Source organism: Streptomyces sp. AC550_RSS872 (assembly GCF_019049285.1).
Taxonomy (GTDB): domain Bacteria; phylum Actinomycetota; class Actinomycetes; order Streptomycetales; family Streptomycetaceae; genus Streptomyces.
The window spans coordinates 58906-85833 of record NZ_JAGMUL010000196.1 but is presented as its reverse complement, the minus strand read 5'-3'; the positions used below and the strand labels follow the sequence as shown (position 1 = coordinate 85833).

22 protein-coding genes and 10 pseudogenes are annotated in these 26928 nt (G+C 68.5%); 20 read left to right on the top strand and 12 right to left on the bottom strand.

Translation table 11 applies throughout. From position 1 onward, the window contains the following. Positions 1–195: 195 nt before the first annotated feature. Positions 196–1149: pseudogene (locus tag KUM44_RS41380) on the bottom strand (IS481 family transposase); the annotation flags it as partial. Positions 1150–1619: 470 nt separating this feature from the next. After that, a protein-coding gene (locus tag KUM44_RS41375) for an IS5 family transposase (RefSeq protein ID WP_217214914.1) occupies positions 1620–2500 on the bottom strand; the annotation gives its coding sequence in 2 pieces (ribosomal slippage) (positions 1620–1795 and positions 1795–2500; 882 coding nt in all). Positions 2501–3313: 813 nt separating this feature from the next. On the opposite strand from KUM44_RS41375, the gene KUM44_RS47030 reads away from it, so the two are divergent. The 9 genes and pseudogenes from KUM44_RS47030 to KUM44_RS41340 all read left to right on the top strand — a co-directional run bounded on the left by KUM44_RS47030 (position 3314) and on the right by KUM44_RS41340 (position 12114). Next, entirely contained in the window at positions 3314–6901 is a 3588-nt protein-coding gene (locus KUM44_RS47030; protein WP_217214913.1) for a SpoIIE family protein phosphatase, read from the top strand. A gap of 748 nt (positions 6902–7649) precedes the next feature. After that, positions 7650–8234: a transposase gene (locus KUM44_RS46435; RefSeq protein ID WP_308402841.1), complete on the top strand. Its 585-nt coding sequence runs from the start codon at positions 7650–7652 to the stop codon at positions 8232–8234. After that, entirely contained in the window at positions 8165–8395 is a 231-nt protein-coding gene (locus KUM44_RS46430; RefSeq protein WP_308402840.1) for a transposase, read from the top strand. Before KUM44_RS46435 ends, KUM44_RS46430 begins: the two co-directional genes overlap by 70 nt. Beyond that, positions 8392–9033: a hypothetical protein gene (locus KUM44_RS41360; protein WP_217214912.1), complete on the top strand. Its 642-nt coding sequence runs from the start codon at positions 8392–8394 to the stop codon at positions 9031–9033. The genes KUM44_RS46430 and KUM44_RS41360 overlap by 4 nt, the downstream gene beginning before the upstream one ends. 154 nt (positions 9034–9187) lie before the next feature. After that, positions 9188–9393, top strand: a pseudogene (locus KUM44_RS46425) (HNH endonuclease); the annotation flags it as partial. 311 nt (positions 9394–9704) lie between these two features. After that, the gene (locus KUM44_RS41355) at positions 9705–10436 is read left to right on the top strand and encodes an HAD family hydrolase (RefSeq protein ID WP_217214911.1); all 732 of its coding nucleotides are present in this window, start codon (positions 9705–9707) and stop codon (positions 10434–10436) included. After that, positions 10433–10915, top strand: a complete 483-nt coding sequence (locus KUM44_RS41350) for a GNAT family N-acetyltransferase (protein ID WP_217214910.1) — start codon at positions 10433–10435, stop codon at positions 10913–10915. Before KUM44_RS41355 ends, KUM44_RS41350 begins: the two co-directional genes overlap by 4 nt. A gap of 534 nt (positions 10916–11449) precedes the next feature. Beyond that, positions 11450–11881 carry a GNAT family N-acetyltransferase gene (locus KUM44_RS41345; RefSeq protein WP_217214909.1) on the top strand — a complete coding sequence of 144 codons (432 nt, stop codon included), beginning with the start codon at positions 11450–11452 and terminating at the stop codon, positions 11879–11881. A gap of 83 nt (positions 11882–11964) precedes the next feature. Continuing rightward, positions 11965–12114, top strand: coding sequence for a hypothetical protein (locus KUM44_RS41340; RefSeq protein WP_217214908.1), 150 nt, complete (start codon positions 11965–11967; stop codon positions 12112–12114). Positions 12115–12175: 61 nt separating this feature from the next. On the opposite strand, the gene KUM44_RS41335 is transcribed toward KUM44_RS41340, so the two are convergent. Next, complete coding sequence (locus KUM44_RS41335) at positions 12176–12484, bottom strand: hypothetical protein (protein ID WP_308402839.1); 309 nt, start codon at positions 12482–12484, stop codon at positions 12176–12178. Positions 12485–12655: 171 nt separating this feature from the next. On the opposite strand from KUM44_RS41335, the pseudogene KUM44_RS41330 reads away from it, so the two are divergent. The 4 genes and pseudogenes from KUM44_RS41330 (at position 12656) to KUM44_RS47840 (ending at position 15280) form a co-directional block, all read left to right on the top strand. Beyond that, a pseudogene (locus KUM44_RS41330) lies at positions 12656–14090 on the top strand (NF041680 family putative transposase). Positions 14091–14161: 71 nt separating this feature from the next. Next, positions 14162–14515 (top strand): annotated as a pseudogene (locus KUM44_RS47850) (transposase); the annotation flags it as partial. Positions 14516–14531: 16 nt separating this feature from the next. Then, positions 14532–14708 carry a hypothetical protein gene (locus KUM44_RS47845; RefSeq protein ID WP_374202124.1) on the top strand — a complete coding sequence of 59 codons (177 nt, stop codon included), beginning with the start codon at positions 14532–14534 and terminating at the stop codon, positions 14706–14708. Next, on the top strand, positions 14678–15280 hold the full coding sequence (locus KUM44_RS47840; protein WP_374202125.1) for a transposase: 603 nt from the start codon (positions 14678–14680) through the stop codon (positions 15278–15280). The genes KUM44_RS47845 and KUM44_RS47840 overlap by 31 nt, the downstream gene beginning before the upstream one ends. Here KUM44_RS47840 and KUM44_RS41320 read toward each other — a convergent pair. The 4 genes and pseudogenes from KUM44_RS41320 to KUM44_RS47835 form a co-directional block, all read right to left on the bottom strand. Continuing rightward, on the bottom strand, positions 15162–16040 hold the full coding sequence (locus KUM44_RS41320) for a metallophosphoesterase (RefSeq protein WP_217214906.1): 879 nt from the start codon (positions 16038–16040) through the stop codon (positions 15162–15164). The two genes, KUM44_RS47840 and KUM44_RS41320, sit on opposite strands and share 119 nt — an antisense overlap. Before the next feature lie 288 nt (positions 16041–16328). After that, positions 16329–17429: an alanine racemase gene (locus KUM44_RS46420; RefSeq protein ID WP_254390860.1), complete on the bottom strand. Its 1101-nt coding sequence runs from the start codon at positions 17427–17429 to the stop codon at positions 16329–16331. Between the two features lie 77 nt (positions 17430–17506). Next, complete coding sequence (locus tag KUM44_RS46415) at positions 17507–18016, bottom strand: pyridoxal-dependent decarboxylase (RefSeq protein WP_308402838.1); 510 nt, start codon at positions 18014–18016, stop codon at positions 17507–17509. A 37-nt stretch (positions 18017–18053) separates the two neighbouring features. Further along, positions 18054–18743 (bottom strand): annotated as a pseudogene (locus tag KUM44_RS47835) (aspartate aminotransferase family protein); the annotation flags it as partial. Here KUM44_RS47835 and KUM44_RS46405 point away from each other — a divergent pair. Continuing rightward, positions 18714–18899 carry a hypothetical protein gene (locus KUM44_RS46405; protein ID WP_254390858.1) on the top strand — a complete coding sequence of 62 codons (186 nt, stop codon included), beginning with the start codon at positions 18714–18716 and terminating at the stop codon, positions 18897–18899. The pseudogene KUM44_RS47835 and the gene KUM44_RS46405 overlap by 30 nt on opposite strands. A 19-nt stretch (positions 18900–18918) precedes the next feature. Here KUM44_RS46405 and KUM44_RS41310 read toward each other — a convergent pair whose 3' ends face one another. Continuing rightward, positions 18919–19545, bottom strand: coding sequence for a helix-turn-helix domain-containing protein (locus KUM44_RS41310; RefSeq protein ID WP_217214904.1), 627 nt, complete (start codon positions 19543–19545; stop codon positions 18919–18921). Between the two features lie 238 nt (positions 19546–19783). Here KUM44_RS41310 and KUM44_RS41305 point away from each other — a divergent pair. Both KUM44_RS41305 and KUM44_RS41300 read left to right on the top strand, forming a co-directional pair. Further along, positions 19784–20254: pseudogene (locus KUM44_RS41305) on the top strand (transposase family protein); the annotation flags it as partial. 287 nt (positions 20255–20541) lie between these two features. After that, entirely contained in the window at positions 20542–21513 is a 972-nt protein-coding gene (locus KUM44_RS41300; RefSeq protein ID WP_217214903.1) for an aldo/keto reductase, read from the top strand. A 36-nt stretch (positions 21514–21549) separates the two neighbouring features. Here KUM44_RS41300 and KUM44_RS41295 read toward each other — a convergent pair whose 3' ends face one another. Beyond that, entirely contained in the window at positions 21550–22632 is a 1083-nt protein-coding gene (locus tag KUM44_RS41295) for an IS110 family transposase (RefSeq protein ID WP_217214902.1), read from the bottom strand. 519 nt (positions 22633–23151) lie between these two features. On the opposite strand from KUM44_RS41295, the pseudogene KUM44_RS41290 reads away from it, so the two are divergent. From KUM44_RS41290 to KUM44_RS41275, 4 genes and pseudogenes are all read left to right on the top strand, one after another. Continuing rightward, positions 23152–23407, top strand: a pseudogene (locus KUM44_RS41290) (transposase); the annotation flags it as partial. A gap of 34 nt (positions 23408–23441) precedes the next feature. Beyond that, complete coding sequence (locus KUM44_RS41285; protein WP_254390856.1) at positions 23442–23882, top strand: hypothetical protein; 441 nt, start codon at positions 23442–23444, stop codon at positions 23880–23882. Positions 23883–23948: 66 nt separating this feature from the next. After that, positions 23949–24754: pseudogene (locus tag KUM44_RS41280) on the top strand (IS5 family transposase). 89 nt (positions 24755–24843) lie between these two features. Then, positions 24844–25317 carry a hypothetical protein gene (locus KUM44_RS41275; RefSeq protein ID WP_217214900.1) on the top strand — a complete coding sequence of 158 codons (474 nt, stop codon included), beginning with the start codon at positions 24844–24846 and terminating at the stop codon, positions 25315–25317. A 15-nt stretch (positions 25318–25332) separates the two neighbouring features. On the opposite strand, the pseudogene KUM44_RS41270 reads toward KUM44_RS41275, so the two are convergent. The 3 genes and pseudogenes from KUM44_RS41270 to KUM44_RS41260 all read right to left on the bottom strand — a co-directional run. Then, positions 25333–25479 (bottom strand): annotated as a pseudogene (locus tag KUM44_RS41270) (ATP-binding protein); the annotation flags it as partial. A gap of 704 nt (positions 25480–26183) precedes the next feature. Further along, positions 26184–26711, bottom strand: a complete 528-nt coding sequence (locus KUM44_RS41265) for a transposase (protein ID WP_254390871.1) — start codon at positions 26709–26711, stop codon at positions 26184–26186. Then, positions 26708–26928: pseudogene (locus KUM44_RS41260) on the bottom strand (winged helix-turn-helix domain-containing protein); the annotation flags it as partial. The gene KUM44_RS41265 and the pseudogene KUM44_RS41260, both read right to left, overlap by 4 nt.

Sequence of the window (26928 nt, the reverse complement as noted above, 5' to 3'; positions counted from 1 at the left end):
ACCACCGCCCTGCGCCGCCGCCTGCTGCTCCTGTCCGTACGGCTGTGGTGGCACCCCTACTGGGAAACCGTCCCCTCGGTACCGGGCGGCACGCTCCGAGCTGCGCCACCTCGCCCGCGCCCACGGAGCTGTCCGGGCCGCGTGACCGCACGGCCCGGTCGACCAGGAGCACGAGGTTGCGCCAAGGGTTGCGCTGGTGTATTGCCCCGGAGCGTTGTTGACGCGGGTGATGGGTGGCTGGCCGCCGAGTGCGGTGTGGCAGCGATGGTAGTTGTAGGCGTGGAGGAAGCTGTCGAGGGCCGCGGTGCGTTCTGTGTTGCTGGTGTAGGGCCGTAGGTAGGCCCACTCTTCGAGCAGGGTGCGGTTGAAGCGCTCGACTTTGCCGTTTGTCTGGGGCCGGTAGGCACGGGTCAGTTTGCCTGTGGCGCCGAGCTCGACGAGGGCTTGCTTCCAGGCCAGGCCCTTGCGGTAGGCCCAGGCATTGTCGGTCAGCACGCGCTCGATGCGGGTGATGCCGTGGGCATGGAAGAACGCGGCCGCGCGGGTGAGGAAGCCTGCGCAGGTTGCGACCTTTTCATCGCTGTGGATCTCGCTGTAGGCGAGGCGGGAGTGGTCGTCGACGGCGGAATGGACGTAGTCGAAGCCCATCTCGCCGCGGGTGGTCCGGCCGGCCTGGCGGCCCAGTGTCCTGTGGCCGCCGCCGTCCGGTATCCGGCCGAGTTTCTTGACGTCGATGTGGACCAGCTCGCCCGGCCGGGCGCGTTCGTAGCGGCGGATGACCTGTCCGGTGGGCCGGTCCATGAATGCCAGCCGGTTCAGGCCGTGCCGGGTCAGAACCCGGTGCACGGTCGAGGCAGGCAGCCCCAGGATGGGGCCGATCCGGGCGGGTCCCAGCTTGCGGTCCTGCCGCAGTCGGCACACCCGGGCCTCCACGGTTGCCGGGGTGCGGTGCGGGGTGGTCCGTGGGTTGCTTGAGCGGTCGAAGAGTCCGGCCTCGCCCTGACAACGCCAGCGGCGGATCCATTTGTGGGCCGTGGTTCGCGAGATACCCATCTCCGCCGCGACATGTGCGACGGGGCGGCCCGATCGGACACGCTCAACCAACAGCCGCCTGCCGTGAACGGTGAGCCGGGCATTACGGTGGGACACGAAGACCTCCGTGCGGTGCAGTCCTAGACAGCTCCACCACACCGGAGGTCTTCGCCATGATCAAGCACCACCCGTGTCAACAACGCTCGTGATCAATACAGGCGCGTCGACGCAGGCTCGCGGTGGTTCTCATGCGCTCCCTGGGGGCTTTCCTGCGCCTCTTATGTGCCGCGTGTACGGGCTATGGGCGGGGAATGTTGCCAGTCGGCTAGTCCACGTGCCAACGCACACGTCTTTGGGAGGCATGTCATGACCCGTGTTCGCAGGTTGGTCGCCGCTACTGCGGCAAGTGTCCTTGTTGCGCTGGCCAGCATTGTGCTGGCCACTCCCGCCGAGGCCGCCGCACCCCCCCGACGGCGGCCTCCTCGGCGGCCTCGGCGGCACCCTCGACGGCCTCCTCGGCCCCTTCCTCGGCGGCTTTGCCCCCTGATCCCGACCGTGGTGACCTGAACGGCTGCACGCCGGGCAGGTCACGGGCGTAGCCAGAGCCGGATCGCGGCGAGTGTGACCGTGCCCTGGAAGACGTAGGCGCGCTTGTCGAAGCGCGTCGCTACGGCCCGGAAGCCTTTGAGGGCGTTCACGGTGCGTTCGACTTCGTTCCGGCGTGCGTACTGGTCCCGGTTAAAGCCGGTGGGTCTGCCTCCCGCGCTCCTCGGTTGCGGCGATGGGCCCGCTGGTCGCGGCGCTCGGGAATAACGTGCCGGATCCGGCGTCGGCGCAGGTGGCGGCGGTTGCGGCGGGACGAATACGCTTTGTCGGCGCTCGAGGATCCGGGCCGGGTACGGGGGTGTCCGCCGCCTGGGCGGGGAACGCGGATGCGGTCGAGGACTTCGATCATCTGCGGCCCGTCACCCCACTGCCCCGGGGTGAGCAGCAGGGCGAGCGGGCGCCTGCCGCCCTCACTGGCCAGGTGGACCTTGGTCGTCAGGCCGCCACGGGAGCGCCCCAGGGCCTCGTCCGGCCGGTGCCAAGCAGGGCGGGTCCGCTTGCCCGGGACTGTCGGGGTGCGCTTGCGGGCGCCGGCCGCGTGCTGGTGGACACGCAGGACGGTCGAGTCCACACCGACCATGGACCAGTCGATCCGCCCCTCTGCATCGGCAACGACCTGAAGCCCCTGCAAGACCCGCGCCCAGGTGCCGTCCGCCGACCATCGGCGATGACGGCCATGCACCGTCTGCCACTTGCCGAACCGGGGCGGTAAGTCCCGCCAGGGAATCCCTGTACGCAACCGGAACAGAATCCCGTTGATCACCCTGCGGTGACACTTCCACCGACCGCCCCGACCTACGTTCACGGGCAGGTGCGGTTCCAGCCGGGCCCACTCCGCCTCGCTCAAATCGCTGCGCCCCACTCGGCCGAGAACGACCTATGTCCCAGGCGGTCACCGACTCATCAGACACGCCCTAGTTGGGTTGCTTGGCCGTGCGCATTCTTCCCTAGGTGGCGTGTGCTGTGGTCACGGTGCGTTGTCGCCAGGGGCGGTGCGGATAGCAGTGGCCCGGCCCACTGGCGAGTTGAGTGCGTCTGGATCGACGCGGCCGAAGACCGCGCGTCGTCAGAGCTCGTTCTTCTCCCTTGTTCCGTCCCGCGGATGTTGTTTGGTTCCACGGGGTCGGGTCGCGTCGGCTTGGGGGCGGCTTGGCCGGTGAGGCGGCGAGGGCGAGGAACTCCGTGGCATCATCGGTGCGTTTGGCGATGGTGAGCGCGAGGCGGAGTCGAGGGCGCAGTACGAGTCGGCGTATCCGTCGTCGCCTCACGCCAGAGTGATCCTGCGGTGGAGTTCACGCAGTTGCTGTAGCAGCGGTCCGTTCATGGACGCTCGCGGGTGACCAGCACCACCAGCACCAATCCCAGGCAGTCCACGACCTGCCCTTTGCGGCCGTCACCTGCATCCCCTCGCCCTGGTCGACAGCGTCGGCGCCGACGCTGTCGACCGCCCACAGGAACTGCGAGTCGATGATCGCTGCCGTCGGCGGACGCCTGAAAGTTTACGCTTCCTAGAAAATCAGAGTTTAGACTGATTTAACCTTGCAATTCTGGCAGGAGTGTAGCCAGAGCCGTCGGATCCGGCGTCCGTTCTGCCCGAAGGTCCGCAGTGAGTGGCCGTCGGCAGCCTTCGGAGGGTGCGGGCGGATCACATGGGCGCCAGGAGGAAGATTTCTCGATGACCCGGCCCGATGACCCGCGCACTGCGGCGGCCCGGATGTTCGCCGAGGCCGGTGCGTTCGGCGAGCTTCTGGCCGGGATCGAGTGGGCGGCGACGCCGCTCGGGCCCCCCGAGTGCTGGCCGGGGCCCCTGGTGGACACTCTGCGCCTCATGCTCACCTCTGAGCACGGGATGGCTCTGTACTGGGGCGCCGAATTCGCCACGCTGTACAACCTAGGCGCCGCACCCATTCCCGGCGCCAAGCATCCCTGGGCGCTCGGCAAGCCGTATAAGGAGGTGTTCCCCGAGGTCTGGGACCCCGTGAGCTCCCACTTCCACCATGTGACCGACAGCCGTAAGTCCCTGCTGATCTCCGATGAGCCGCTCATCATGGAGCGCCATGGTTTTTTGGAGCAGTGCTACTTCGACTCGTCTTTCCAGCCCGTGCTGCTGGACGACGGCACCGCTGGCGGCGTGCTGCAGATCCTCACCGAGACCACCGGCCGGGTGCTGGGCGAGCGTCGGCTGCGCCTGCTGAGCGAGGCCGGCGCCCGCACCGCCGGGCTGCCCACGCCGGGCGAGGTAGCCCGCGTCGTCGCGGAGGTGCTGGGCTCCTATCCCGAGGAGATTCCGTTCCTCGGCCTGTACCTGGCCTCCGAGTCGGGGATGCTGCGGCCGGCGGCCTCCGCCGGGCTCCAGCAGGCGGAGGCCGAGTCAGTCTCGCAGAGTGCCGCCGACGGGTCGGAGGTCGCGGCCCGGCTGGCGCAGGTGGTCGCCGACGGTGCCCCTGCCACGCTGCCGGCCGCCGCGCTTACCGGCGGCAACACGGCCGGGCAGCACGCCGCGGCCTCCCGGCTCCCGGTCGAGGAGGCGCTGGCTCTGCCGCTGGACTGTGCGGGCCAGGTGGGAGGCGTCCTGGTGGTGGGCATCAACCCCTGCTTCCCGCCGGCCGGGACCTACCGGGACTTCTTGGAGGTGCTCGCCGCCGCAGTGGCCGGGGCGCTGACGGCCGCGCTCGCCCACGACGAACAGCGCCGGCGGGCGGAGGCACTGGCCGAACTGGACCGGGCCAAGACCACCTTCTTCGCCAACGTCAGCCATGAACTGCGTACCCCGCTCACCCTGCTCCTGGGTCCACTCCAGCAGGTCCTGGCCGACGAGGACCGGCCCGAGCGCCGCGAGCAGCTGGAGCTGGCCGAGCGCGGCGCCCTGCGCCTGCTGAAGCAGGTCAACACCCTTCTGGAGGTTGCCAGGGCCGATGCCGGGCAGATACACCCGCTCCTCGAGCCGGTCGACCTCGCCCGTGCCACGGCCGAGCTGGCCGGGGTGTTCCGCTCCGCCTTCGATGCGGCCGGGCTGACGTTGGAGGTGGACTGCCCTCCGCTGTCCAAGCCGGTGTCCCTGGACCGGGAGATGTGGGAGAAGATCATCCTCAACCTGCTCAGCAACGCCCTGAAGTTCACCTTCACCGGCGGCGCCCGGGTACAGGTGTCCGCGGCCGGCGACCGGGCCCGGCTGACCGTGACCGACACCGGCACCGGCATCCCCGCGGACGAGCTGCCGCGCCTGTTCGAGCGCTTCCACCGGGTCCGCGGCGCCCGCTCGCGCTCCCACGAGGGCAGCGGCCTCGGCCTGGTGCTGGTCAAGGACCTGGTGGAAGCGCACGGCGGCACCGTCGGTGTGGACAGCCGGCTCGGCGAGGGCACCTGCGTCACCGTGGACCTCCCGTTCGCCGCCGGCCACCGGCCCTGCCCGACCCCGGCCGCGGACAGCGTCGGATTCCCCGGGGAGAGACTCAGGGAAGGCGGAGGCGGCCGGTCCGGCCGCGCCGCGGTCTATGTGGACGAGGCGCTGGGCCGGCTGGCGGCCCACCCCGTCCCCGCTGCGGTCACCCCCGCGGCACGCACCCCGCACGCCCCCGCGACCCACGATGCCCCGCCCGCCCCCGCGACCGACGGCCCCGGCCCGCACGAAACCGACCGCCCCCGCCGGGTCCGCCTGCTGGTCGTCGACGACAACGCCGACATGCGCGCCTACCTCACCCAGCTCCTGGACCCCGACTACGACGTGCTGCTCGCCGCGGACGGCCGGGCCGCCCTGGAGACGGCCCTGGCGCAGCCGGTGGAGATGGTGCTCAGCGACGTGATGATGCCCCGCATGGACGGCTTCGAGCTGGTCCGGGCGCTGCGCGCCGACCCGCGCACCGCCCGCCTGCCCATTGTCTTGCTCACCGCCCGCGCCGGCGAGGAGGAATCCGTGCAGGGCCGTCAGGCCGGTGCCGACGACTACCTGGCCAAACCCTTCTCCGCGCGTCAGCTGTTGGCGCGCGTCCGCACCGGGTTGGAGCTGTCCCGGCTGCGCGAACAAGTCCTGACCGAGACCCGCGACCAGCTGGCCGTGCTGGGCTCCCTGGCCGAGGCGGGCCTGCGGCTGTCCGCCACCCTCGACCCGGACCAGATACTGCAGACTGCCGGCCAGATCCTGCTGCCCGACTTCGCCGACCAGATCAGCATCTACCTCACCGCCACAAGACCCGCCCCGGCCCAGTCGCCCCCGGCATACATCGCAGGCGCACCCCTTCTTGCCCGCGAGGCCCTGGCCAGCGCCGCCACCCACGCCATCAACGGCACCGCCCCGGCCCCAGCAGGCCCGCACCCGCCGCCCGCCTCCATGCTGGCCCTGCCGCTGCACGCCCACGACCAGACACTGGGCGCCCTGGTACTGGTCCGGCACACCGGCTACTCCGCGGTCGAGCGCAAGTATCTGGAGAACCTCGCCCACCGCCTGGCCCTGGCCTACGACAACGCCACCCGATACCACAACGAGCGCCGCCTCGCCCTGACCCTGCAGCGCGCCCTGCTGCCCCACCGCCTGCCCGAGGTGCCCGGGGTGCGCCTGGCCACCCACTACCGGGCCAGCAACCGCGGCGCCGAGGTCGGCGGCGACTGGTACGACGTGCTCGCACTGCCCGACGGCGCCGTGGGGCTGGCCATCGGCGACGTCATGGGCCACGACGTGGAAGCCGCCATCGTGATGGGCCAACTCCGCTCCGCCCTGCACAGCCTCGCGATGGAGGGCGCCGGCCCGGCCCAGGTGCTGGCCAGGCTGGACGCCTACCTGCAGTCGCTCGCCGCCGAACGCTTCGCCACCTGCCTGTACGCGGTCTACGACCCACACCGCCACCGTCTGCGCTACGCCGCCAGCGGGCACCTGCCGCCCCTGCTGATAGCCACCGACACCGCCTACCTGGAGCTGCCCCCGGCGCTGCCGCTGGGACTGGGCAGCACCCCAGCCGACCGCGAGGCGGCGTTCCCGCCCGGCACCAGCCTGCTGCTGTACACCGACGGCCTGGTGGAAAACCGGGCACTGTCCCTGGACGACTGTCTGGCGGCCCTATGCCAGACCTGCGGCGCGCTGCCCGCCGCCGCCCGCACCGACCCCCAGCAGATCACCGAACGGGCCCTGGAGCTGCTGAACACCCCCGACCGGGTCGACGACGACACCGCCCTGCTCGCCGTCACCGCCGAACCATCGTGTCGAACCGGCGACCCGCACGCTGACGCAAGTGCCATACGACCGACCGCTACTACTCGTAGTCACTGCTGACGAACTGTCTTCATGGCTAGCAGAGTTGCGGATCCTGGAATGGCCGACCGAGTGCTCGACGGGTTGGCTGGAGGGCCAGTCTGGCGGCAGGTGAGACCTGGTGGTAGGGATACACGCCAACGTGTCCGTCACTGAGAGGTGGACGGAGCCCTGCGCAATTCCGCTCACCACAGGCCGACTTGGACAGGCACCTGCCTCACTGAAGCGGACCGGCTTGCTGTCGGCGCTGGGCATTGGCTGTCGAATTGTCCCCACTGACGATCGGGTCTGAACACAGGGGCCAACGTGTTGAGTGGGGCGGAAGGATATGAGGGTGCTGTCCCGGGTCCGGGGTCTGACTCATGACATGCCTGACCGAAGTGTCCGAGTCACACGGTGTCGGCCGTTGGCCGGGGATGGTTGTCGGCGCCGGGCCGGCGAGGTGTGTCCCGATAGGGGCCTGCCGATCACTGTGGCGTCCTCACGATTCTGACCGCCTGACGCAGCCCGGCACCGGCAACGCGACACGTCATCGGACCGGAAGGAGAAGAAGGGCCATGTCCTGTTCGACCGTACCCAGTACGTCGCCTGCTCTGAAGACCCTCCGGCGCCGTCCTGCGGGGGAGGTGGTGCTGGGAGGGGACACGCACCGCGATAACCATGTGGCTGCGGCGCTCTCCCTGTCCGGGGCAGTCCTTGGCACCGAGGAGTTCTCGGCCCCACGGCGGGCTATCGAGATCTGCTGAAGTGGGCCACGAAGTCGGGAACCGTGAGGCGCGCCGGGGTTGAGGGGACCGGTTCCTATGGGGCCTCCTTGTCGCGGTATCTGCTGGCCCAAGGCGTGGACGTGTTCGACGTGAACCGAATCGACCGGGCAGAGCGCCGTCGCCGCGGCAAAACGGATCCGCTCGTTGCCCAGAGCGCGGCGCGAGCGGTGTTGAGCGGGCGTGCCCGTGCCCGGGCCAAAGCGGGCGACGGGCCGGTACAGATCGCCAGGATGTACAAGCTGACGAAAGTGTCGGCCGTCAAAGCCCGCACGCAGGCCATCAACCAGCTCACGGCCGTTCTGATTACTGCCGATCCCGCCTTGCGGGAAGAACTGGCCCAACTGGGCAACGCTGAACTTTTCCGTACCTGTGCGCAGTTCACCGATGTGTGCGGTCGTGAGGAGGCTGGCGTGGAGTCGGTGCTGCGGGCTACCCGGATCACGCTGGGCCTGTTGGCTCGCCGGATAGGTCAGCTTTCCGAGCAGATCCGGGACGTGGATGCTCGTCTGCCCGGCTGGTGGAACGTCATGCCCCGCAGCTGCGCGGGGTGGTGGGGATCGGTCCGGACACGGCTGTCGCTCTGCTGATTACGGTGGGGGACACCCCGGAACGGCTGGACAGCGAGGCGTCCTTCGCCGCTTTGTGCGGTGTGAGCCCCGTCGAGCGTTCGTCTGGACGCCGGCAGTTCCGTCGCCTCAACCGTGGTGGTGACCGTCAGGCTGCTCATCAGCTAGGGAGCGAGCCATGAGGAAGTACTCCACCTACGTGATACGGCCGACACGCTGGGTCCTGGCATGCAGCGCAGCTGTTGCTGTGCTCCTCGGCTGCGGTGGCAGTAGCGAGGAAGGAAGCAAGTGGCAGCGGGAACAGCAGGAACAATCACCAAAGGAGACCCCTCACGAATCCCCTTCTCCGCCCACCCTCAGTCCAGGCAAGACCATCTCCGTGGTGATGAGAGCCAGCGATCTGTTCGATGCCCCGCAGGGCTCCGCGGACGTCACGCTGACGAGCGTGAAGACCGCCACCTCTGTCACCGGCCCTGATAGGGGCGCCTCTACTACGGCCGACCCTGGCGAGCAGTTCGTCTGCCTGGAGTTCAAGATCAAGAACACGGGCTCCACAGAACTCGACACATACCCGTTCTCGGATCCTGACTGGATCGGCGAGGACGGCGAGGCAAAGAACCTCGGCATCAAGATCGGGATCGAATGCGAAGACCTCGGTCGGCAAGCCGACAGCCTCGTCAACGCACCGGATCCGCAGCCCGGCCAGTTCATACGCGGCACCACTGCCCTGAGCGTGCTCAACACCCAGCCCGGCAGGCTCGAGTTCTCCGACAGGGCAGGAATTCCCCTCGCCTACGTCAATACACACCCAGCGCGCTGACTTCACTCCCGCCGCCGCGCACGGGGGATGGTGGCCCTCGACGACGCTGACCATGCACGGGAGATTCGTTCCTCCGGTATGACCTTTCCACTCACATGGGCGGCGGCCCCGGGATACCGCTAATCACACCCGCCATCGGGGCTATCAACGGCACATGGTCAAAGCTGTCCTGCGCGGCCTCGCGGCCGCCGTCCTGCCCGCCACCGTCTCCACCCCCCCGCCCACGCCGCGGAAACCCTGCCCCTGACCGAGGCCGTCGCCAGCCTGCCCGTGGCCACCGAGTCCCGCGACGGCTACAGCCGCGACAAGTTCCGCCACTGGAACGCCGGCGACAACCCGGCCGACGGCTGCAACACCCGAGTTATCTGCACTACCGGACCGGGCTGGAGCACAACGTCCTTGGTGCGTGGCGATTCTACCGTGCTGACAGATTTGAGGTACATGAGGCACTGGGGCCGGCTACGTTCAAGCTGATCATTGTCCGGCGAGGCCATCGATGGCGCAGGTCCGGGTGGCAGTCGCGCCGAGGTGTCGGCGGTGGAGTAACGACCCCGGGGGAAATTGAGGTCCGGACGTGCTGGCCTGCCGCGATATCGAGCTCGCTCCATGTAGCCAGTGTTTAGAAAGTGGCCCTGGCGTCGAACGCGACGACGTAGGCAGGATCGTGAGTCATGCGTGCAGTTGTGTTCGACATGGATGGGACGCTCCTGGATAGCGTCCCCACGGTGTCCCGCGCGTACGCCGACGCGATTCGCTCGCTCGGCGGCCCGCCGGTCTCGCCGGATGAGGTGGTCGCCGGCTGGCATGTCGGCCACACAGAGCTGGTTCTCGCCCACTTCCTCGGCCGCACCTGCGACCCCGCCGAGGTCGAGCGCTTCCACGCTTACCTGGATCCGGCCGTCGCCGAGCTGCGGCCGTTCCCCGGCATACCGGCCCTGCTAGACGAAGTCGCCGATGCGGGCATGCGGCTGGGCGTATTCACGGCGGCCACCCGGCGAGTGGCTTCGAGCATGCTCGCTGCCGCCGGAATCGACGCGCTATTCGACGTGGTCATCGCAGGCGACGAAGTCGACAGGCCCAAACCGGCGCCGGACGGGCTGTTGCTGGCGCTGCGGCAGCTTGGGGTTCCGGCCGAGGCAACTGCCTATGTCGGTGACGCTGAAGTGGACCTCGACTGTGCCAACGCCGCGGGATCGCTGGGAGTGCACGCCAGGTGGGGTGCACGCGCCGGTGTCCGTGCCGGGGCCCACCCGGTCGCGGCGCGTCCGCACGACGTGCTCAGCCTGCTGGTGACGCCTCGCAGGCGTACGGGCGACGGCACGGCCCGCCAGGGCGGCTCCGGGACAGTGTCCCGCAGATCGGCAGATCAGTTGAAGCTTGCGAGTGAGGATGGGCAGTCGTGATCACCATTGGTTCGTTGCGCGAGGAGGATCGCGCCGCCTGGGAAGCGCTGGCGCGCGGTTACAAGGAGTTCTACCGCGCCATGGTGCCGGACGAGGGCTACGAGCAGACTTGGCAGCGGCTACGGGGCGACGCCGAGTTCCACGGCATCGGCGCCTGGTTGCACGGGGAGCTGGTCGGCATCGCGCACTATCTGTTCCACCCGACGTTCTGGATGGAAGACAGTTGCTACCTCCAGGACCTCTTCGTCGACGAGGCGGCACGCGGCCGAGGCGTGGCGCGGATGCTGATCGAGAAGGTGGCCGATGCATCGCGGGAGCAGGGGGCATCCCGCTTCTACTGGACCACTAAGGAGGACAACACCGCCGCCCGTGCCCTGTACGACAAGGTGGCGAGCTTCAAGGGGTTCATACGCTACGACCACCCCATGGGCTTGCGACCTGGGGGAAGTGCTGGCGGGGGTCGGTCGGCAATGACGTGAGAAGGGCCGTGCGGGTTAGGCGAGTTGTGAAGCTGACCTGGGCACGCACGGCGTGCTCCCATCCTGCTCTGTCCGGCGTTTCCCGCACACACTTCGGCGAGTTGTTCGCCGAACTCGCCGACCCAGGGGAGGCGGCCCGACAGTCCACGCTGCGCATGGCGCGGGGTGGTGAACGCAAGCGGGCGGCCGGGGCAGGACGCAAGTCGAAGCTGGTTCTGGTCGACAGGCTGCTTCTCACCTGGTACATCTGCGCCATCAGCTACCGCACGAGGTCCTGGCCGAACTCTTCGATATCGACCCGCGCCTCGGCGGCGATCCGGCAGGTCCGCCCGCTGCTCGCTGCTCGCGGCGCGCGGCTGCGCGGTGCCCGACCGGCCTGGGGTACGACTGCGGACGCTGTCCGACGTCTTCGCCTACGCCGAGAGCCTCTGGATTAACCGAGCGGGCGCCTCAAGTGGACCCGGGCGGCATCCTGGGCTGAAGCCTCAGACGACTACTTGGATTTTCCAAGTTGCCTGGTTATGCTGCCGCCTCGTGATCACTAGCAGGAGCGACGGATACGAGCTCTCCACAGACCCGGATCGCCTCGACGTGGGGCTGGTGCACGAATGGCTGTCGACCGACGCGTTCTGGGCTCTTGGACGCACTCGGGAAACGGTTGAGGAGTCAGTGCGCGGCTCATTGAACTTCGCTGTCTACGACGCCTCCGGTGACCAGGTCGCCTACGCGCGCGTGGTGACCGACCGCGCCACCTTCGCTTGGCTGTGCGACGTCTACGTTGTGCCTGCGCACCGCGGCAGGGGGCTCGGCACCTGGCTTGCGGGAGCGGTCCGCGACCACCTCGCCCCGTATCGGCTCAAGCGTGTGCTCCTGTCGACCCTCGACGCCCATGAGGTTTACGCGAAGGCTGGATTCATGCCGGTCCCGAACCCCGAGAACTTCATGATCTTGAGGGTGACGGGATGAACGAACCAGGGGCGGGCCGCTACGGGTAGATGGATAGGCGCTGAGACTTCTCCCCATTTGGGCAGATCGGTATCCTGACGATCATGGCGGGGATCGTTGAGCGGCTGGTGCCGGACGAGTTGTGGGAGATGTTTCAGCAAGTGCTACCGGTCGCGGACCCGATCGTGCTGGTGAACATCACGACTGCGTTGTTCGCCTCGCTCATGCCCTGCGCGGACAGCAGCACCATCTGAGCCCGCCGTCAGGTCACCACCGACCTGAGCTTGTGCCTTATGGTCGGCGGCTTCGTTGAGGTCAGCAGCGCACGCGGGCGGTGTCGCCGTCGATACGGACGATGCACTCTTTGAAGAGCGCCATGGGCCGAAGTTCGTCTTCGGCAACCAGCGTTAGTCCGAGGTCCATGATGGGCTTGATGACCTGTGCTGTTCGAGAGCCGTCGGGGTCCGGGCCGTGCAGGGCCGCCCAGCTCTCGAACAGTGCACGGACCCCTTCCCATCCGGGTCCCGGGATGAAGTGGCAGAGGAACGTTGGCTGATCAATTGCGTACTGCCGTAGCTCGCCGATCGGGGTGTCGCCCTGTGTGAGCCACCACGTGCCGTTCACTACCGCTCCCTTCAGCCACGACTTCAGGCGGGTTGCCCGAGCTCCCGAGTTCCGTGGTGTCGAATTGTCCGTCGAACTGGCTCCCTCACGCGGAAGTTCACCAGACGTGCGGGCGGCCTCCGTCCGATTCTGTGCTCCGACCAAGGAATGCACCGAACGAAGGCCGTGGGGATGAGCCCGCAGCACCTCGATGTCCCCGGGGAAGCGTTCGCCGAAGCGTCACGCTTCCGGGACGACTTCTTCGACTGCCTGACCGCCCGCGGGGACGAGCTGTTCGAGCTGGCCGACGCGCTGCTGTGTGCGGACGGGCCGGTGACTGCACCGGTGGACCTGACGTTGGTGGCCGAACATCGGCGCGGACACGGCGCGATGTACGACGCGTTGAACAACGGGAACGTCGACGTGCCGCGACTGCGACAAGTGCTGGCCGGGTTGTTCATGCCGCAGGCCGCCGACGGGCGCTTGGTCCCTGGCGGTGGACATCACCCACTGGCTCCGGCCGGACGCGCCGACCAGTGCGGACCGCTTGTTCTGCCACGTCTACGGTCGCGGTGGAAGGTCCTCGGACCAGTTCGTGCCGGGCTGGCCCTACTCGTTCGTCGCCGCCCTGGAATCGGGCCGGACCTCGTGGCGCCAGATCCTGGATGCCCTGCGGTTGGGGCCGGCCGACGACGTCGCCGAGGCCACCGCCGCCCAGGTCCGTCGCGTGTTCGAGGACCTCATCGACATGGGCCGATGGCACGTCGGAGACTCCGACATCCTGATCGTCTTCGACGCTCCACGCATGGCTCACCTGCTGGAAGGGCTGCCGGTGGAGGTCCTCGGGCGAATGCGCACGGACCGATTGATGCGCAAGCCGGTCCCGGTTCCCTGGATCTCCCCGCCGGAGGGTGGACGGCCTCCGAAGCACGGCAAGGAGTTTCGCTTTGCTCGCCCGGAGACATGGGGTGATCCGGATGCCGCGACGGTGCAGGTCACGGACCGCTAAGGGACTGTCCGCGCGCTGGCCTGGGACCGCATCCACCCCAGGCTGACCACTCGGTCCGCGTGGATCGACCACAGTGGCCCCCTGCCGGTCATCGAAGGCACCCAGATCCGCCTGGAAGCCGACCGCTTGCCCGCCGGCGGGGACCCGCTGCCACTCTGGCTCTGGTCGTCCGCCACCGGCCTGAGCGGCGAAGACGTCGATCTGCGATCGTAGGCGTTCCTCCGCCGGTTCGACCTGGAACACACCTTCAAAATGATCAAACAGACGCTCGGCTGGACCCGCCCGAAACTCCGCACGCCCGCGGCAGCGGACCGATGGACCTGGCTGATCATCGCCGCCCACATTCAACTCCGCCTCGCCCGGCTCCTCGCCGAGGACCTCCGCCGCCCCTGGGAACGTCGTGCGGAGCCCAGTCGGCTCACCCCCGCCCGCGTCCGCCGCGGGTTCAGGAACCTCCGCCTTCACATGCCATGCCCAGCCCGTGCACCCAAACCGAACCGGCCAGGCCCCGGCAGACCCCTCGGCTCCAAGAACCGACACCCCGCCACCCGCTACGACGTGGGCAAGACCGTCAAACGACCCGAGACGATCACCGAACGCAACCAGGCCAGACCATAGAGCACAAGCTAAGCGGTCTCGGTGAAGTCAACTCTCTGTGGGGGTAGGAGGTTTGGTGGGAAGTGGTGGTGATGCCGAAGATCCTGACGGTGGAGTTGACGTCCGGGCAGCAATTCGAGGTGCGTCGGCGGCTGGCAGGGCGTGATCTGTCGCGTAACGAGCGGCGGCGGTTGGAGTGCATCCGGTTACTGAGCCGGGGCCTGACCGCGCGGCAGGTCGCCGGCCTGGTGGAATGCAACCCGGTAATGGTGCGCGATGCGGTGCACCGTTTCACCGGCGGCGGGTTCGATGCCCTGGCCGATGCCCCGCGTCCGGGACGGCCCGCCTCCGTCACCGATGATGGCCTGAAGATGGTGGGTGCCTTGCTGGACGCCTCGGCCGAAGCGGGGGTGACCTGGACCGCGCCCGAGCTGTGCGACTGGCTGGAGAGCGAACGGGGGCGTGCGCGTGTCGGCGGCGTGGTTGACCGAGCTGCTGCACCGGGAGGAGTTTCGGTGGAAGCGGACCCGCGACAGCCTGCGCCACAGGGCCGACCCCGTCCTCCAGCAGGCCGCACGGGCCTGGCTGGAGGACTTGCGGACTTACGGATGGAGGCCGACGCGGGAACGCACGACCTGATCTTCCTCGACGAGTCCGGATTCGCGCCCACCATGCCCACCGGCTACACCTGGTCACGCATCGGGCAGCGCGCAGTGGTACCGCGCGAGTACAAGAGCGACCGGCGCATCAACGTGCTGGGCGCCCTGGTCGTGGGCACCGGTCCCGATCTGTTCTGGGAGTATACCCCCGGCAAGATCGACGCCAAGGTGCTGCTGGAGTTCGTCTGCTGTCGGCTGGCCGGCGGGCCGGCGCGCTGGCCCTGGCCGCGGACGGTGTCGGCGCCCAACTGCCCGTCTGGCGGCGCTCCCGGCCGTGCACGGTGGTGCTGGACAACGCCTCCGCGCACCTGGACAAGGCGTTCAAGGACCGCGGCGACCAGCTGGCGAGGATCGGAGTGGAGCTATTCTACCTGCCGCCCCGCAGCCACGAGCTCAACAGCCGGACGGCACGTCACACCCTGCACGACGCTTCTCAGCTCGGGCTCATCTTGGCCGGGCCGAGTTTCTCGATCACCTCACGCATCTCCTCCTCATCGGCCTCGTAAACCGTCTCGCCCACGCGGGGATCACGGGCATGAAGGGTGTGAATAAGCGGTCCGTGGGGCGTGCCGAGCCGGACCAGGGAGGCCGAAGGACCGTGCACGGCGCGCTCGGTGCCGGGCTGGGCAGTCAGGTCGATGCGGCTGACGATGCCGGGCGTGACCCAGACCGTCGCCTGTTCCAGGCGCCCCAGGATCTGAAGATGGAAGTGACCGCAGAGGATCAGCTGCACGTCGGTCCCGCGGATCACCGCACCCAGCTCATCGGCATCCTGCAGACCGAGTGCCCGTTGCACCTCGACCTCCAGTGCGACCGGCGGGTGGTGGAAGGCCAGGAGCGTGCCATGCGCCGCGGGCATGGCCAAGACCTCACGAAGCCAGTCCAGCTGGGCCCGGCCGATCCTCCCGTAGCCCCTGCCCGGCACGAGAGAGTCAAGAGTGACCACCCGCCAGCCATCGACCGTGCTCGCGGCGGCCCGCTCGCCCTCGGGCCCGTCATACACCGCGTCGGGGCGTGCATGGCCACAGCCGAGCACCTCGCCGAACGCCGCCCGCTCATCGTGGTTCCCGGTCGCGTAGAACACCGATGCGCCCCGCTCCTGGGCGTAGCCGCCCACGAGCTCATGCGCCCGCCCGTAACCCTCGCGCGATCCATCGTCCGCCACGTCTCCCGTGACGACGAGTGCATCGAGGTCGCGTAAATGGACCAGGTCGGCGAGCATCCGGCGAAGCGCCGCCGTGCCATCGGCCCCATCGGCGTCCGGGCCGCCGGCGCGGTCGAGGTGTGTATCGGACAGATGCAGAATCTTCATCCCGTCAACCTAACCGCACATCAGCTGCTGCCAGCCTCGCGGAGCGAACGAAGATCCGGGCTCACACCACAAGCCGTCAGCCGCAGGCCCACGAGCAACCGATCGCGAGACGCGTTGTCAGTTCTCATCGACTTTTCCGGGCCGTCTGATCGCTAAGTGCTGCCCGAAACCGTCGACAAACGTTGCCAGCTCCTGTTTACGAAACCACCGTGTTGGTGTGCCCCCGGGCCAGGGCCGAGGACACTGCGTTCGCAGGGGTGAGACACACGGGGCTTCTGCATAGGACCGTCATGTGTTGGCGCCACGGGCTGCTACCGGCCAGCGGTCGACGACGTTGCCCTGTCGGGTGACGACCAGTTCGTCGGCAAGATTGACCGCCGTGCAGACGTGGTTGGGGGCGACGGCTACGAGCGCGCCCAGGGGCGGGGCCTCGCTGCCCTCTGGGAGGACAACCGTGGCGTGGTGCTCGGAGAGCGCGGTGACCGACGCCTCAGGGAAGTCTGGTAGGTGCCCGTGGCCGGCCACCCACGGGGTGGTGTCGGTGCCGAGGACCTTGCTGCCCGCGTCCAGTACGAAGCGCTCCTTGGTCGAGGCGCTGACCACCGTCGCGGCGGCGACGAGGGCCACGTCGTCCGGCGTACAGGAGCCGAGGGCCAGCTGGGTGGCGTCATTGAAGACGTAGACGCCGGGCCGGAGTTCGTTGACGATGCCCGGCTGCCAGCGGCCGGCGGTCGGCGTCGAGCCGCCGCTGATCACCCGTGCCGGGAGCCCGACGGAAGAGAGTGCTTCGGCGGCCTCGCCGAGTTCCCGCTCCTCGTCGCGAGCCGCTCGCTCGCGGGCCTGGGCGTCGTGACCGTAGCCGTGCCCGGGGAAGGTGAAGACGCCGACGACGTTCAGTCCGGTATCGGCCGCAGCCTTGCCGACGGCAACGGCATCTTTGGGAGGGACGCCGGTACGGTGGTGCCCGCTGTCGATCTCGACCAGCAACTCGACCGACCGGGCCGAGCCCCGCACGGCTTCCCCCAGGCGCCGTGCGCCCTCCGGGGAGTCAGCGGCCAGGCGCAAGGCCACTGTCTCCGCGAGCCGCCGCAGCCGCCGGGCCTTGTCGTTGTCGATCCACAGCGGGTAGGCGATGAACAGGTCGGTGACGCCGTGGCGGGCGAACGCCTCGGCTTCGGCGATGGTGGCGACCGTGAGGCCGACGGCGCCGGCCGCGAGCTGGCGGTCGGCTATCGGCAGGCTCTTGTGGGTCTTGGCGTGCGGGCGCAGCGCGAAGCCCCCAGCACGGGCGTGCTCGGCCATCCGCGTGATGTTGCGCTCCAGTACATCGACATCGATCACCAGCGCGGGCGTGGTCAGGCCAGCGGAAAGACTCGTGAACACGGGCATGCCTCCGGTGTCGGAACGTCTCCAGGGGATCACGGCGGGCTCCTGGCCACTCTCACAGACGACCCGGTGAGGGTGACTCATGCGGTGATCTCCCTCGCTGCGGTCCGGATTTCGTCCAGCAGGACGGTGAGGTCGGCCTCGGTGGTGTCCGGGTGGAGGACGCAGGCGCGCAGGGCTGCCGTGCCCGAGAGCCGAGTGCCGGTCAGAAAGGCCCGCCCGCGCCGCTGTACGGCGGTCGGGATGGCCTGGTTCAGTGCCTCTGTCGTGCCGGGGCCGAGGGCCGTGGGCCGATGGCGGAAGGCGACGACGGAGGTGACGGCCGGGGCGAGCAGGTCGAAGTCGTGGGAGGCTTCGATCATGTCGGCGAGGGCACGGGCGAGTTGGGCGGTTCGCTGCACCAGGTGGGCGATGCCGTCGCGGCCGAGGTGCGCGATCGTGGCCCAGACTCGCAGTGCGCGGAACGGACGGGTCTGTTCGGGGCCGTACTCGGAGAACCAGCCCAGGTCGTCGGCCTCGTCGTCGCGGAGGTAGGGCGGTACGAGGCTGAAGGTGTCGCGCGGGCCGACGGGGGTCGCGGAAGAGGACACAACCGGCGTCGACGGGTACACCGAGCCATTTGTGCGGGTCCAGCGCGAGGGAGTCCGCCCGTTCCAGGCCGACATAGACGGGGCGGGTTCCTTCATCGAGGACCCCGAGCACGCCGTAGGCGCCGTCGACGTGGAACCACAGATCGTGTTCACGGGCGATCTCCGCGATTTCCTCCAGAGGGTCGACGGCGCCGGTGTTGACCGTTCCGGCGCTGGCCGCGACGAGCATCGGACGCACGCCCGCCTCCCGGTCCGAAGCGATCAGGCGACGCAGTGCGCCGGTGTCCATGCGGCATGCGCCGTCGACCGGGACCGTGCGGAGGTAATGGCTGCCCAGGCCAAGGAGTTCCGCTGCCTTGCGCAGACAGCTGTGCCCCTCGGCTGACAGGTAGACCGCCAGCGGAGGCTGTCCGTACAGGCCTGTCTCGCGCACGTTGTGGCCCTGTTGACGGATCGCCCGCTGCCGGGCAGTGGCCAGCGCGATGACGGTTGCCATGGAGGCGCCGCTGGTCAGCAGTCCGGCACCGGGTGGGTGCGGGAAGCCGACCAACTCCGCCAGCCACCGCACGGCGGTGCGCTCCAGCAGGACTCCGGCGTGGTCTCCTCCAGCGCAGCTGGGGTTCATGGCTGCGGCCAGCGGGGCGACCAGGACTCCGGCCGGCGAGGGCGGGGAGTTGACCCAGCCGAAGAACCTGGGGTGCCCGTTGCCCATCGGATAGGGCAGCATCCGGTCCCGTACGTCGTGCAGCAGTTCCGCCACTGGGCGCCCCGCCCTGGGCAGCGGCTGCTGGGCGAGCCAAGAGCGGTCCGCGTCGGCCACCGGTCGCCACACCGGCCCGCCGGCTACGGCGGCCAGGTGACCGACTGCCATGTCCGCGGCTGATCGGCCCGCTTGTCGCAGGTCATTCATCGGGGCCTCCGGACACATGATGGTGGTGTGGGTCGGCTGACTGGCCCAGCGCCATGGCCAGGTAGTACACGCACACGGCAGCGGAGTCGTTGGCGAAGGCATGCCGACGGTTGCCGGGGAAATAGGCGGCGTCCCCGGAGGCCAGACGGTGCGGGACACCGTCGACGGTCAGGCGCAGTTCCCCCGTCTCCACCGCCACGTACTCGTGCGAGCCCGGGGCGTGCGGGGAGAACTCCCCGGCGTCCACGCCCGGTTCCAGGGTGGTGCGCATGAACTCGAACTCGACGCCCGGGAGGACGGGAGACAGGATCCGCCGCTCCCACCCGGAGGGATCCCGCACCACTTGCTGCCGCGCGTGGTGCAGGACCACCACACCGGGGCGTACGGGTTCGTCGAGAAGCCGAGCGATCGAGGTGCCCAGCGCGGTCGCCAGCCGGTCGAGGACCAGCACGCTCGGCGTCTTGGCACCGCGCTCCACCTCGGACACCATGCTCCGGCTCACCCCGCTCAGCTCGGCGAGCCGCTCCACAGCCATGTCCCGGGCCCGCCGCTCGGCTCGGATCCTGGCCCCCAGCTCGGCCATGGACAGACCACTGGACAGGGCGTTTCTATCACTCATGATTCCACTATAGCGATTCCTCTCCCCCATAGAGGAGTCCCGTTGGGTCGGGCTGCCGACGCCCGCGAGAAGGACGCTCTCGCCCGCCCTGCCTCCCCCGACGCCAAGGAGCCGATCACGGTCGACTCGCCCTGAAATGAGGCGTGGTGGCTCTGCCCTGCGGAGCCACCACTTCTGAGTCGGATCAGGATCTCAAGGGACTGCCCGCATGGCCTTTTGACGCAAGGACCGGGACAAGTTCATCTCGGGGAAGAACAAGCAGAACGCCGTCAGGTCCATGGTCTTCACGGACGCTTGCGGCCGCCTCCTGTACTGCAGCCCGGCTGAACCCGCGAGCTGTGCGGACGTCACACATGCCCGCAAGTTGGGGCTGGTCAGGCTCCTGGCCGATGGCCCCGCGGTGGAGATTCTCGCGGATGCCGGCTACCAGGGCCTGGGTGCTCAGACCGGCGGACGCGTGGTGACCCCGCCGCACCGCAAGTTCAAGAAGAACGCCCCGGACTGGTACGAGGAGATCCATGAACAGCGGCGCAAGGCCCACTCCTCACGCCGGATCCGCGTCGAGCACGGGATCGCTCACCTGAAGAACTGGCGAGCCCTCGCCCGCCACCACGGTCGTCGTGAGCACATGAGTGACGTCATCCAAGCGGTCGCTGCGCTGCTCTCTCACCAGCAGACCGCCGCCCTCGAGATCGATGAACAAGGGTGAACACCGCACCAGTTCGCACGCCGCGACGTGCCAGCGCCAACCATGCACGAGCTCGCTAGACTCAGGTCCGTCCCCTGTTTCGTTGGATACCGGCAGGCCGGACGGGTCGTCGAGGGCCTCATCTCCATCGGCGCGCTGGGGATGAGGGCCCGCTCGAGCCAAGTGCCCTCCCCCCGCCCGGATCGTCGACGGCAGGCTGCACTGCGACCGCGACGAGCCCGTCCGACTCGATCTGGGCCCTGTGCCCGGTGCCACTGCCTGACAATGCGAAGGAGTCTGAACAGCACATGCGTTATCGCGAACTCGGCCGTACCGGACTGACCGTCTCCGAAATCGGCTTCGGGGCTTGGGGGTTGGGTCAGGGGGCGTGGGTCGGCGCCGACGACGACTCCGCCGTGCGCGCCCTGCACCGTGCCCTCGACCTGGGCGTCAACTTCATCGACACCGCCAGGGCCTACGACCGCAGCGAGGGTGTCGTGGGCCGTGCCCTCAGGGAACTCCCCAGCGGCGGTGACGGTGTGTACGTGGCGACGAAGGTCGGGTCCAAGATCCCGGTCTCCCTGGCGCCCAGCGGACTCGACGTCATGGAGGTGTTTCCCGGTGCGCATCTGCGCGAGAGCCTGGAGACCAGTCTGCGGGAACTGGGCCGCGACCACGTCGACCTGCTCCAGCTGCACACCTGGGAGGACGAGTGGACCGGCCGCGGCGACTGGCTGGAGACGGTGGACGCCCTCAAAGAGGAAGGCAAGATCAGGTTCTTCGGGATCTCCGTCAAGGACCACCAGCCCGAGAACGTGCTCACGGTACTGCGCACCGGAGTGCTGGACACCGTCCAGGTCATCTACAACATCTTCGAACAGGCCCCGTCCGAGGCCCTGTTGCCGGCCTGCGCGGAGTACGGGGTCGGTGTGATCGGCCGGGTCGCACTCGACGAAGGCGCCCTCACGGGCTCGATCCGTACGGGCGTCACCTTCCCCGAGGGCGACTGGCGCAACTGGTACTTCAGGGACGACCGGGCCGCCCTGGTCGAGAGGCGCGTGGACGCCCTTCTGGCCGACCTGGGGATCGGTGTCGACGAGCTGCCGTCCGTCGCCCTGCGGTTCGCGCTCGCCGGGCAGGCGGTCTCCACGGTCATCGTCGGGATGCGGTCACTGGCGAACGTGGAACGCAACGTGGCGGTCGCCGAGGCACCGCCACTGACCGACGGGCAACTCACGCTTCTGGCCAAGCACCGCTGGCCGAAGAACTTCTACAACTGATCCGTTACCGCGGCCCCCCGAGGCTGCTATGCCGTGTCAAGCTGCTTGAGCGAGTTCTTCAACGCTGCCGAGTCGGTTCCGGTCGGAGCGTTCAAGAATCTTGAAGATCTGGCGGCAGACCACCCGCTGGAGGCATCGCTGCGCGTCACGGGAGGTCTTCCCTTCGGCGACCTTGCGTGCGACGTACGTCTTCGTAGAGGGATCGAGTCGCATCCGGATCAGGGTGATCGTGTGCATGGCCCGGTTGAGCTGACGGTCGCCGCTGCGGTTGAGACGGTGTCGGTTGGTCAGCCCGGACGAGGCAGGGATCGGCGAGACGCCGGCAAAGGAGGCGAAGGCGGCTTCCGAGCGGAATCGTCCCTGGTGAGACCAGCTGACCAAGATCTGAGCGGAGGTGATCGGTCCGACTCCGAGCAAGCTGAGAAGCTCGGGGGCTTGCTGCCGCACCAGGCCATGGATCTCGTTCTCGAGCTCCTTGGCCTCGGCCTGCAGGGCCTGGACGCGCTGGGCCGTGGACCGCATGGCCCGCACCGTCATCGGGTGCTCGAGGTCCTGGGCCGGGCGGTCGCGGAGCTGAGCGCAGTAGGCGATCTGGGTGGGGCGCTTGAGTTTCCGCAGCTCGGCTCGGAGCTCGTCCGGCGCGGAGACGATCAGGGCCTTGAGCTGGTTGATCGCGGCGGTGGAAGCGAGGACCGCACCGTGACGGGTGGCAAGCAGCACCCGCAGCGCCTCACGTTCGCCACGGCGGCGGGGCTGAATCAGATGCTCCGTGGCCAGAACCTCCTTGGCGGCCCGGATGGCGTCGAGCATGTCGGTCTTGCGGCCGCCGCGGTTGGCCACTCGTTTCGGGCGGCAGACCTCGACGACCTGCTCACCGGCCTGGTCCAGGAAGCCCGCGAGGCCGGCGCCGTAGCTGCCGATGCCTTCCAGAGCCCAGCAGCGGCGGCCGGGAACCTGCTGGCGGGCGAAGTCCAGCAGGCGCCGGTAGCCGCGGGCGTTGGCCGGGGAATCGGTGCTGGCCAGGACGGCGCCGATGGGGCTGACGGCGGCTGCGGCGAGGGTGTCGCGGTGGGTGTCGACGCCGATGACGCCATCGACGCGTTCTGCGAGCATGGTCATGCGGTTGTTCTCCTCCGGGCGGACGACCGTAACGGCGTCGGCCTGGGTGGAGTCACCACGTGGCGGAACTGTGATGAGTCACGCCGCGAGGCGGACAAGCTGCTGATCAAGCCAACGGGTGGGCCGGGCCGACGCCTGTGTCCGGCAGACATCTCGGGGGAACGGCAGTCCCTGACGGGACGCCAGTTATGTTTCGAGTCATGCTGGATCACGAGCGCCGAGCCTGGCAGCAACCCATCCCGGGCCGCAGAAGAACTCTCACAGTTATCTTTTTCGCGGTCCTGCAAGAGGGCCGCTGGCCTCCGGGCCCGGCATGACTCTTGCCCCCTGTCGGCGGGATGACCTGGGGGGTGGTGTCACCGGGTCCGAGGGGTGCCGTCGGAGACGCTGATCAGAGGTCCGACCGCCGCCTGGCCGGGCGCAGTGCCTGGCCGTTCGCGGGTGGTAGGTCTGCATAACGTGGATGCGCGAGAACGGCCCCGACCGCCGGGGACGGCACGTATCGACGCATGTGGGGGCATGGTGATCAGCATCGACGAGGTGGGCGTCTTCCTGGGCTTGGACGTCGGCAAGCCGGACGCATCACGGCCACGGCCTGAGCCCGGCCGGGAAGACGGTGTTCGACAAGCCGCTGCCGAACAGCGAACTGAAGCTGCGAGCCGTCTTTGACAAGCTCACCGCCAAGTTCGGCACCGTCCTGGTGGTCGTGGACCAGCCCGCCTCCATCGGCACCCTCCCACTGACCGTCGCCCGGGACGCCGGACTGGGAGTTGCTGCCCGGAGCCGGGCTGGGGCCACTGCGGTTCCGGATGAGCCCGGCCGAGGTCGCCGACGCGCTCCAAGTCTCTGAGCCGCAGGAACTGGTGGGCGGTCCCTACGGGCAGGAAGACTTCGCCGACGGGGTGAAGGTGTTCTCCGACGAGGGCGAGTTGGCGTGCATTGCCCTGGACGCGGTCACGGGTCCGCAGGTCCTGCTGGCGAGCTTTGCACTGGCCGGCCGCGATCCCGAGCAGGCACACCAATTCCTCCTTGACTACGCCGCCGAGCACGGGAGTTGCTTGTTGTACACACCCGATGACTCCCTCGCCCTGACCGATCTGGGGGTTCTTCTGCGCACACAGGAGGTCGGCGGCGTGCGGATGTCGCGACCGGTCTTCGTGAAGGAGGACTGGTTGGAGTCGGAGTACCAACGCGATCACCTTCCTCTGGAAGGCATCCCGGCCATCGATGCATCGCCCTGGTCGTCGTAGATGCGCATGCCGCTACCGCAGCGGGACGGGCGTGACCGGTGTGATGATTCGGCCGTTTGAAAGAGCGTGAGTGTTCGACCGTGGATTGTGGACGATGGCCTCTGGGCGTTGATCGAGCCGTTGCTGCCAGCCTGGCCGCAGAAGGCACCCGGTCCCAAGCCGGTGGATGACCGGTTGTGTCTGCAGGGCATCCTGTACGTGCTCTACAACGATATGGGCTGGCAACTGCTGCCTCTGGAACTAGGGTTCGACTCCGAACAAACCTGCCGACGCCGACTGGGCCGCTGGCGCGAGGCCGACGTCTTCGAGAAGCTGCAGCACATCCTGCTCGCTGAGCTGCACGCGGCCGACACCCTGGACTGGACCCGGGCCCGCGTGGACGCCTCCCACATCCGCGCGAAAAAGGGGGCGAGGCCACCGGCCCGTCGCCGGTCGACCGCGGGAAGACGGGCAGTAAACACCACCTGATCTGCGACGGGAAGGGCACCCCGCTCAAGGTCATCACCACTGCGGCCCACATCAACGACTACCCAGACCCTCGCCCTGGTCGAGGGCATTCCGCCCGTCGCTGGGAAGGCGGGTCGTCCACGCAGGCGCCCGGACGCACTTCTGGGCGGCAAGGGCTACGACAGCAACCCCAACCGGCACGAGCTGCGCAGACGACGGACCTGCCGGTGATCTCCCGCAAGGGCGCCCCCAACATCAAGGGCCTGGGAAGGCTCCGCTACGTCGTCGAGCAGACCTTCGCGCTCCTGCACCACTTCAAGCGCCTGGCCGTGCGCTGGGAAAGACGCCTCGACCTGCACGACGCCCTCGTCTCACTCGCCTGCGGCCTCATCTGCTGGAGACGTCTCAAAAAGGTCCGCCCATGATCGTGTTACGAGCTCTTACGAGTGCTCGTGCTGGCGTGGGGACTGAGCCGTAGAGTGGACTCCTCGACAAGGCGGTAGGGGCAACGGCTGTGGAGATCACCGTCCAGTGGATCCGGACGACCTGGACGAAGGAATCCCGGGGCGGGGATGCTGCGGCTCGAAGGAACGCGGCCCCGGTCGGCTTCGCTCTCCCGCATGAGGCGGCTCCCCTCGCGCATGTGATCCGGATGCATGAGCGCAACGGCTTCGAGCCGTATGACAGCCGGGAAGTCCTGAGCAAGGTCGATGTCCAGCTCCGTGAAGCAGATGATCGACTGCGGGTATTTCCGCGAGTGCAGCCGCTGTTTGCCCTGCCGCCTCGGAAGCGGCGGCCACCGGCTGTCCGGCTCGTCCCTGGTCAATGGGTCCGCTGGCAGCTCAACTACCGTTTCAGCAGTGCACTGGGTATTCGGGGCTGGACATACTGGCTGGACACGTTCAACATCGCATACGGCGCGGTGAATGCCGATGTGTTCTTGTCCGCACCCACCGTGTTCGTCGATGAGCGCGGACCACTCCGGTAGCTCCAGTGGACATGGTCATCCGATGGATCGTTCGGCCTGGGCTTTGGTCTGGGCGAGGCGGTAGGAGTCGGTGCCGGTCTCGATGATGTTGCCGCCGAAGGTGATGCGGTCGACGATGGCCGCGCAGAGCCTGGGATCGGTGAACGTCTTCGTCCACCGTGAGACCGGAGGGCGGGTGACGGAGCTCTGGTGGTGGCCGGCTCTCCCGGCTGACGTTGCCGGGGACGTTCTCAGACTCCGTCAAGGCGCCCCCCTCTACGACTCGGATGCTCAGCATCACGTTGCTGCCCGGGTCCCGACCTCAATCACGGTCGGGGCCCGGGCAGTTGTCATGAGCGGTAGCGGAGCCTCGCGCCGCTGTTGCGGTTACCTCCGGGTGGTTGCGGTGAGAAGTGCCGCAGTCGCGGCGATCCACTCAGGGCTCACTCCGGCGCATTCGAGCACGATCACGGCGATCGTGACGGTGATGACGACGATGTGCCACTCCTTTGCGCCGTGTGCCTGGCTAGAGTCTGGGGCATTCACACAGTGAGGTACGGACACGTACTTCTCCTTCCAGTTGTGACTGGTGGGTCAGCCCTCGGTGCAGGCCGGTTGGGAAGCCGGAGTGCCTGCACCGAGGGCTGCGGTGTGTTCACCGTGTTCAGTCCATACCCCGCAGGGCGGTGATGCCCAGCAACGTCGCGCACGGTGCTGGTGCATGAGGGGGCGTACAAAGTCATGACGTCCACCATCTGGACATGGGCACGCGCCGCACTGTTGTTGTCCATAGCGGGGGATACCGGGCAAAACCCTAGATGTATCCGCACTGTTCGGCGTCGGATAGGCGCCCGCAGCCGCTTACTGACGTTGAAAGCGTGATGTCGTCATGGTGGGGCGAGCACGAGTCCGGTTCCGGTGAGGCAGCCGTTGAGGACGTCGTGGCGGTATTGGAGCTGGCGCAGGCCCCGCCGGACGGCGGTGATCAGGTCGCGTGGGTCGGCGAAGGCGCGGTTCGCCGTGGTGGTGCGCCGCAGTACCGACCAGATGCCTTCGACCGGGTTGAGGTCCGGTGCGTAGGGCGGAAGTTGGTAGACGGTGAGCCAGTCCCGTTCGGCGATGTAGCGGCGCATGCCAGCCGTCAGGTGGGTGTTGAGATTGTCCCAGACCACCACGATCGGGCCGCCGAGCTGCTGGTACGCGGTCTGGAACAGGTCGCGGTAGTCCTGCCAGGAGAAGCTCTTGCGTCCGTCAGGCCGGGCGTCCGGGCAGGGCCGGTAGATCAGCCGCGAGCGTGCGCCGGGTTTGTAGCAGGCCAGGGCGGCGACGGATAAGCGGCGGCGCGAGCGGCCCCGTACGCGCACGACGGGAGTGCGGCCGCGGCGGGACCAGGTGTGGCGGGTGGGCGGCGTCATCGAGAAGCCGGCCTCGTCCTCGAAAACGAGCCAGGCATCGAGCGCCGCCACGGTCCTTCCACCTGGGGCCAGGTCTCCTTCACCCAGCCGGCCACCGCCACCTCGTCGCGCGCTCCACCGCCCGGCGGGCCGGTATCTGGCAGCTCCAGCCATGCCGCTTGAGCAGCGCCGCAACGCCCTGCACGGTGTAGCTCTTGTGGAACCGACGGCCGATGAG

Bases quoted from the DNA above. Each gene is read 5' to 3' on its own strand.
- KUM44_RS47030 (WP_217214913.1), top strand. From the start codon at position 3,314: ATGACCCGGCCCGATGACCCGCGCACTGCGGCGGCCCGGATGTTCGCC.
- KUM44_RS41265 (WP_254390871.1), bottom strand. From the start codon at position 26,711: ATGACGCCGCCCACCCGCCACACCTGGTCCCGCCGCGGCCGCACTCCC.
- KUM44_RS46420 (WP_254390860.1), bottom strand. From the start codon at position 17,429: ATGCCCGTGTTCACGAGTCTTTCCGCTGGCCTGACCACGCCCGCGCTG.
- KUM44_RS41320 (WP_217214906.1), bottom strand. From the start codon at position 16,040: ATGAAGATTCTGCATCTGTCCGATACACACCTCGACCGCGCCGGCGGC.
- KUM44_RS47840 (WP_374202125.1), top strand. From the start codon at position 14,678: ATGGAGGCCGACGCGGGAACGCACGACCTGATCTTCCTCGACGAGTCC.
- KUM44_RS41340 (WP_217214908.1), top strand. From the start codon at position 11,965: ATGGCGGGGATCGTTGAGCGGCTGGTGCCGGACGAGTTGTGGGAGATG.
- KUM44_RS41300 (WP_217214903.1), top strand. From the start codon at position 20,542: ATGCGTTATCGCGAACTCGGCCGTACCGGACTGACCGTCTCCGAAATC.
- KUM44_RS41310 (WP_217214904.1), bottom strand. From the start codon at position 19,545: ATGAGTGATAGAAACGCCCTGTCCAGTGGTCTGTCCATGGCCGAGCTG.
- KUM44_RS41295 (WP_217214902.1), bottom strand. From the start codon at position 22,632: ATGACCATGCTCGCAGAACGCGTCGATGGCGTCATCGGCGTCGACACC.
- KUM44_RS41355 (WP_217214911.1), top strand. From the start codon at position 9,705: ATGCGTGCAGTTGTGTTCGACATGGATGGGACGCTCCTGGATAGCGTC.
- KUM44_RS41360 (WP_217214912.1), top strand. From the start codon at position 8,392: ATGAGGAAGTACTCCACCTACGTGATACGGCCGACACGCTGGGTCCTG.
- KUM44_RS41285 (WP_254390856.1), top strand. From the start codon at position 23,442: ATGAGCCCGGCCGAGGTCGCCGACGCGCTCCAAGTCTCTGAGCCGCAG.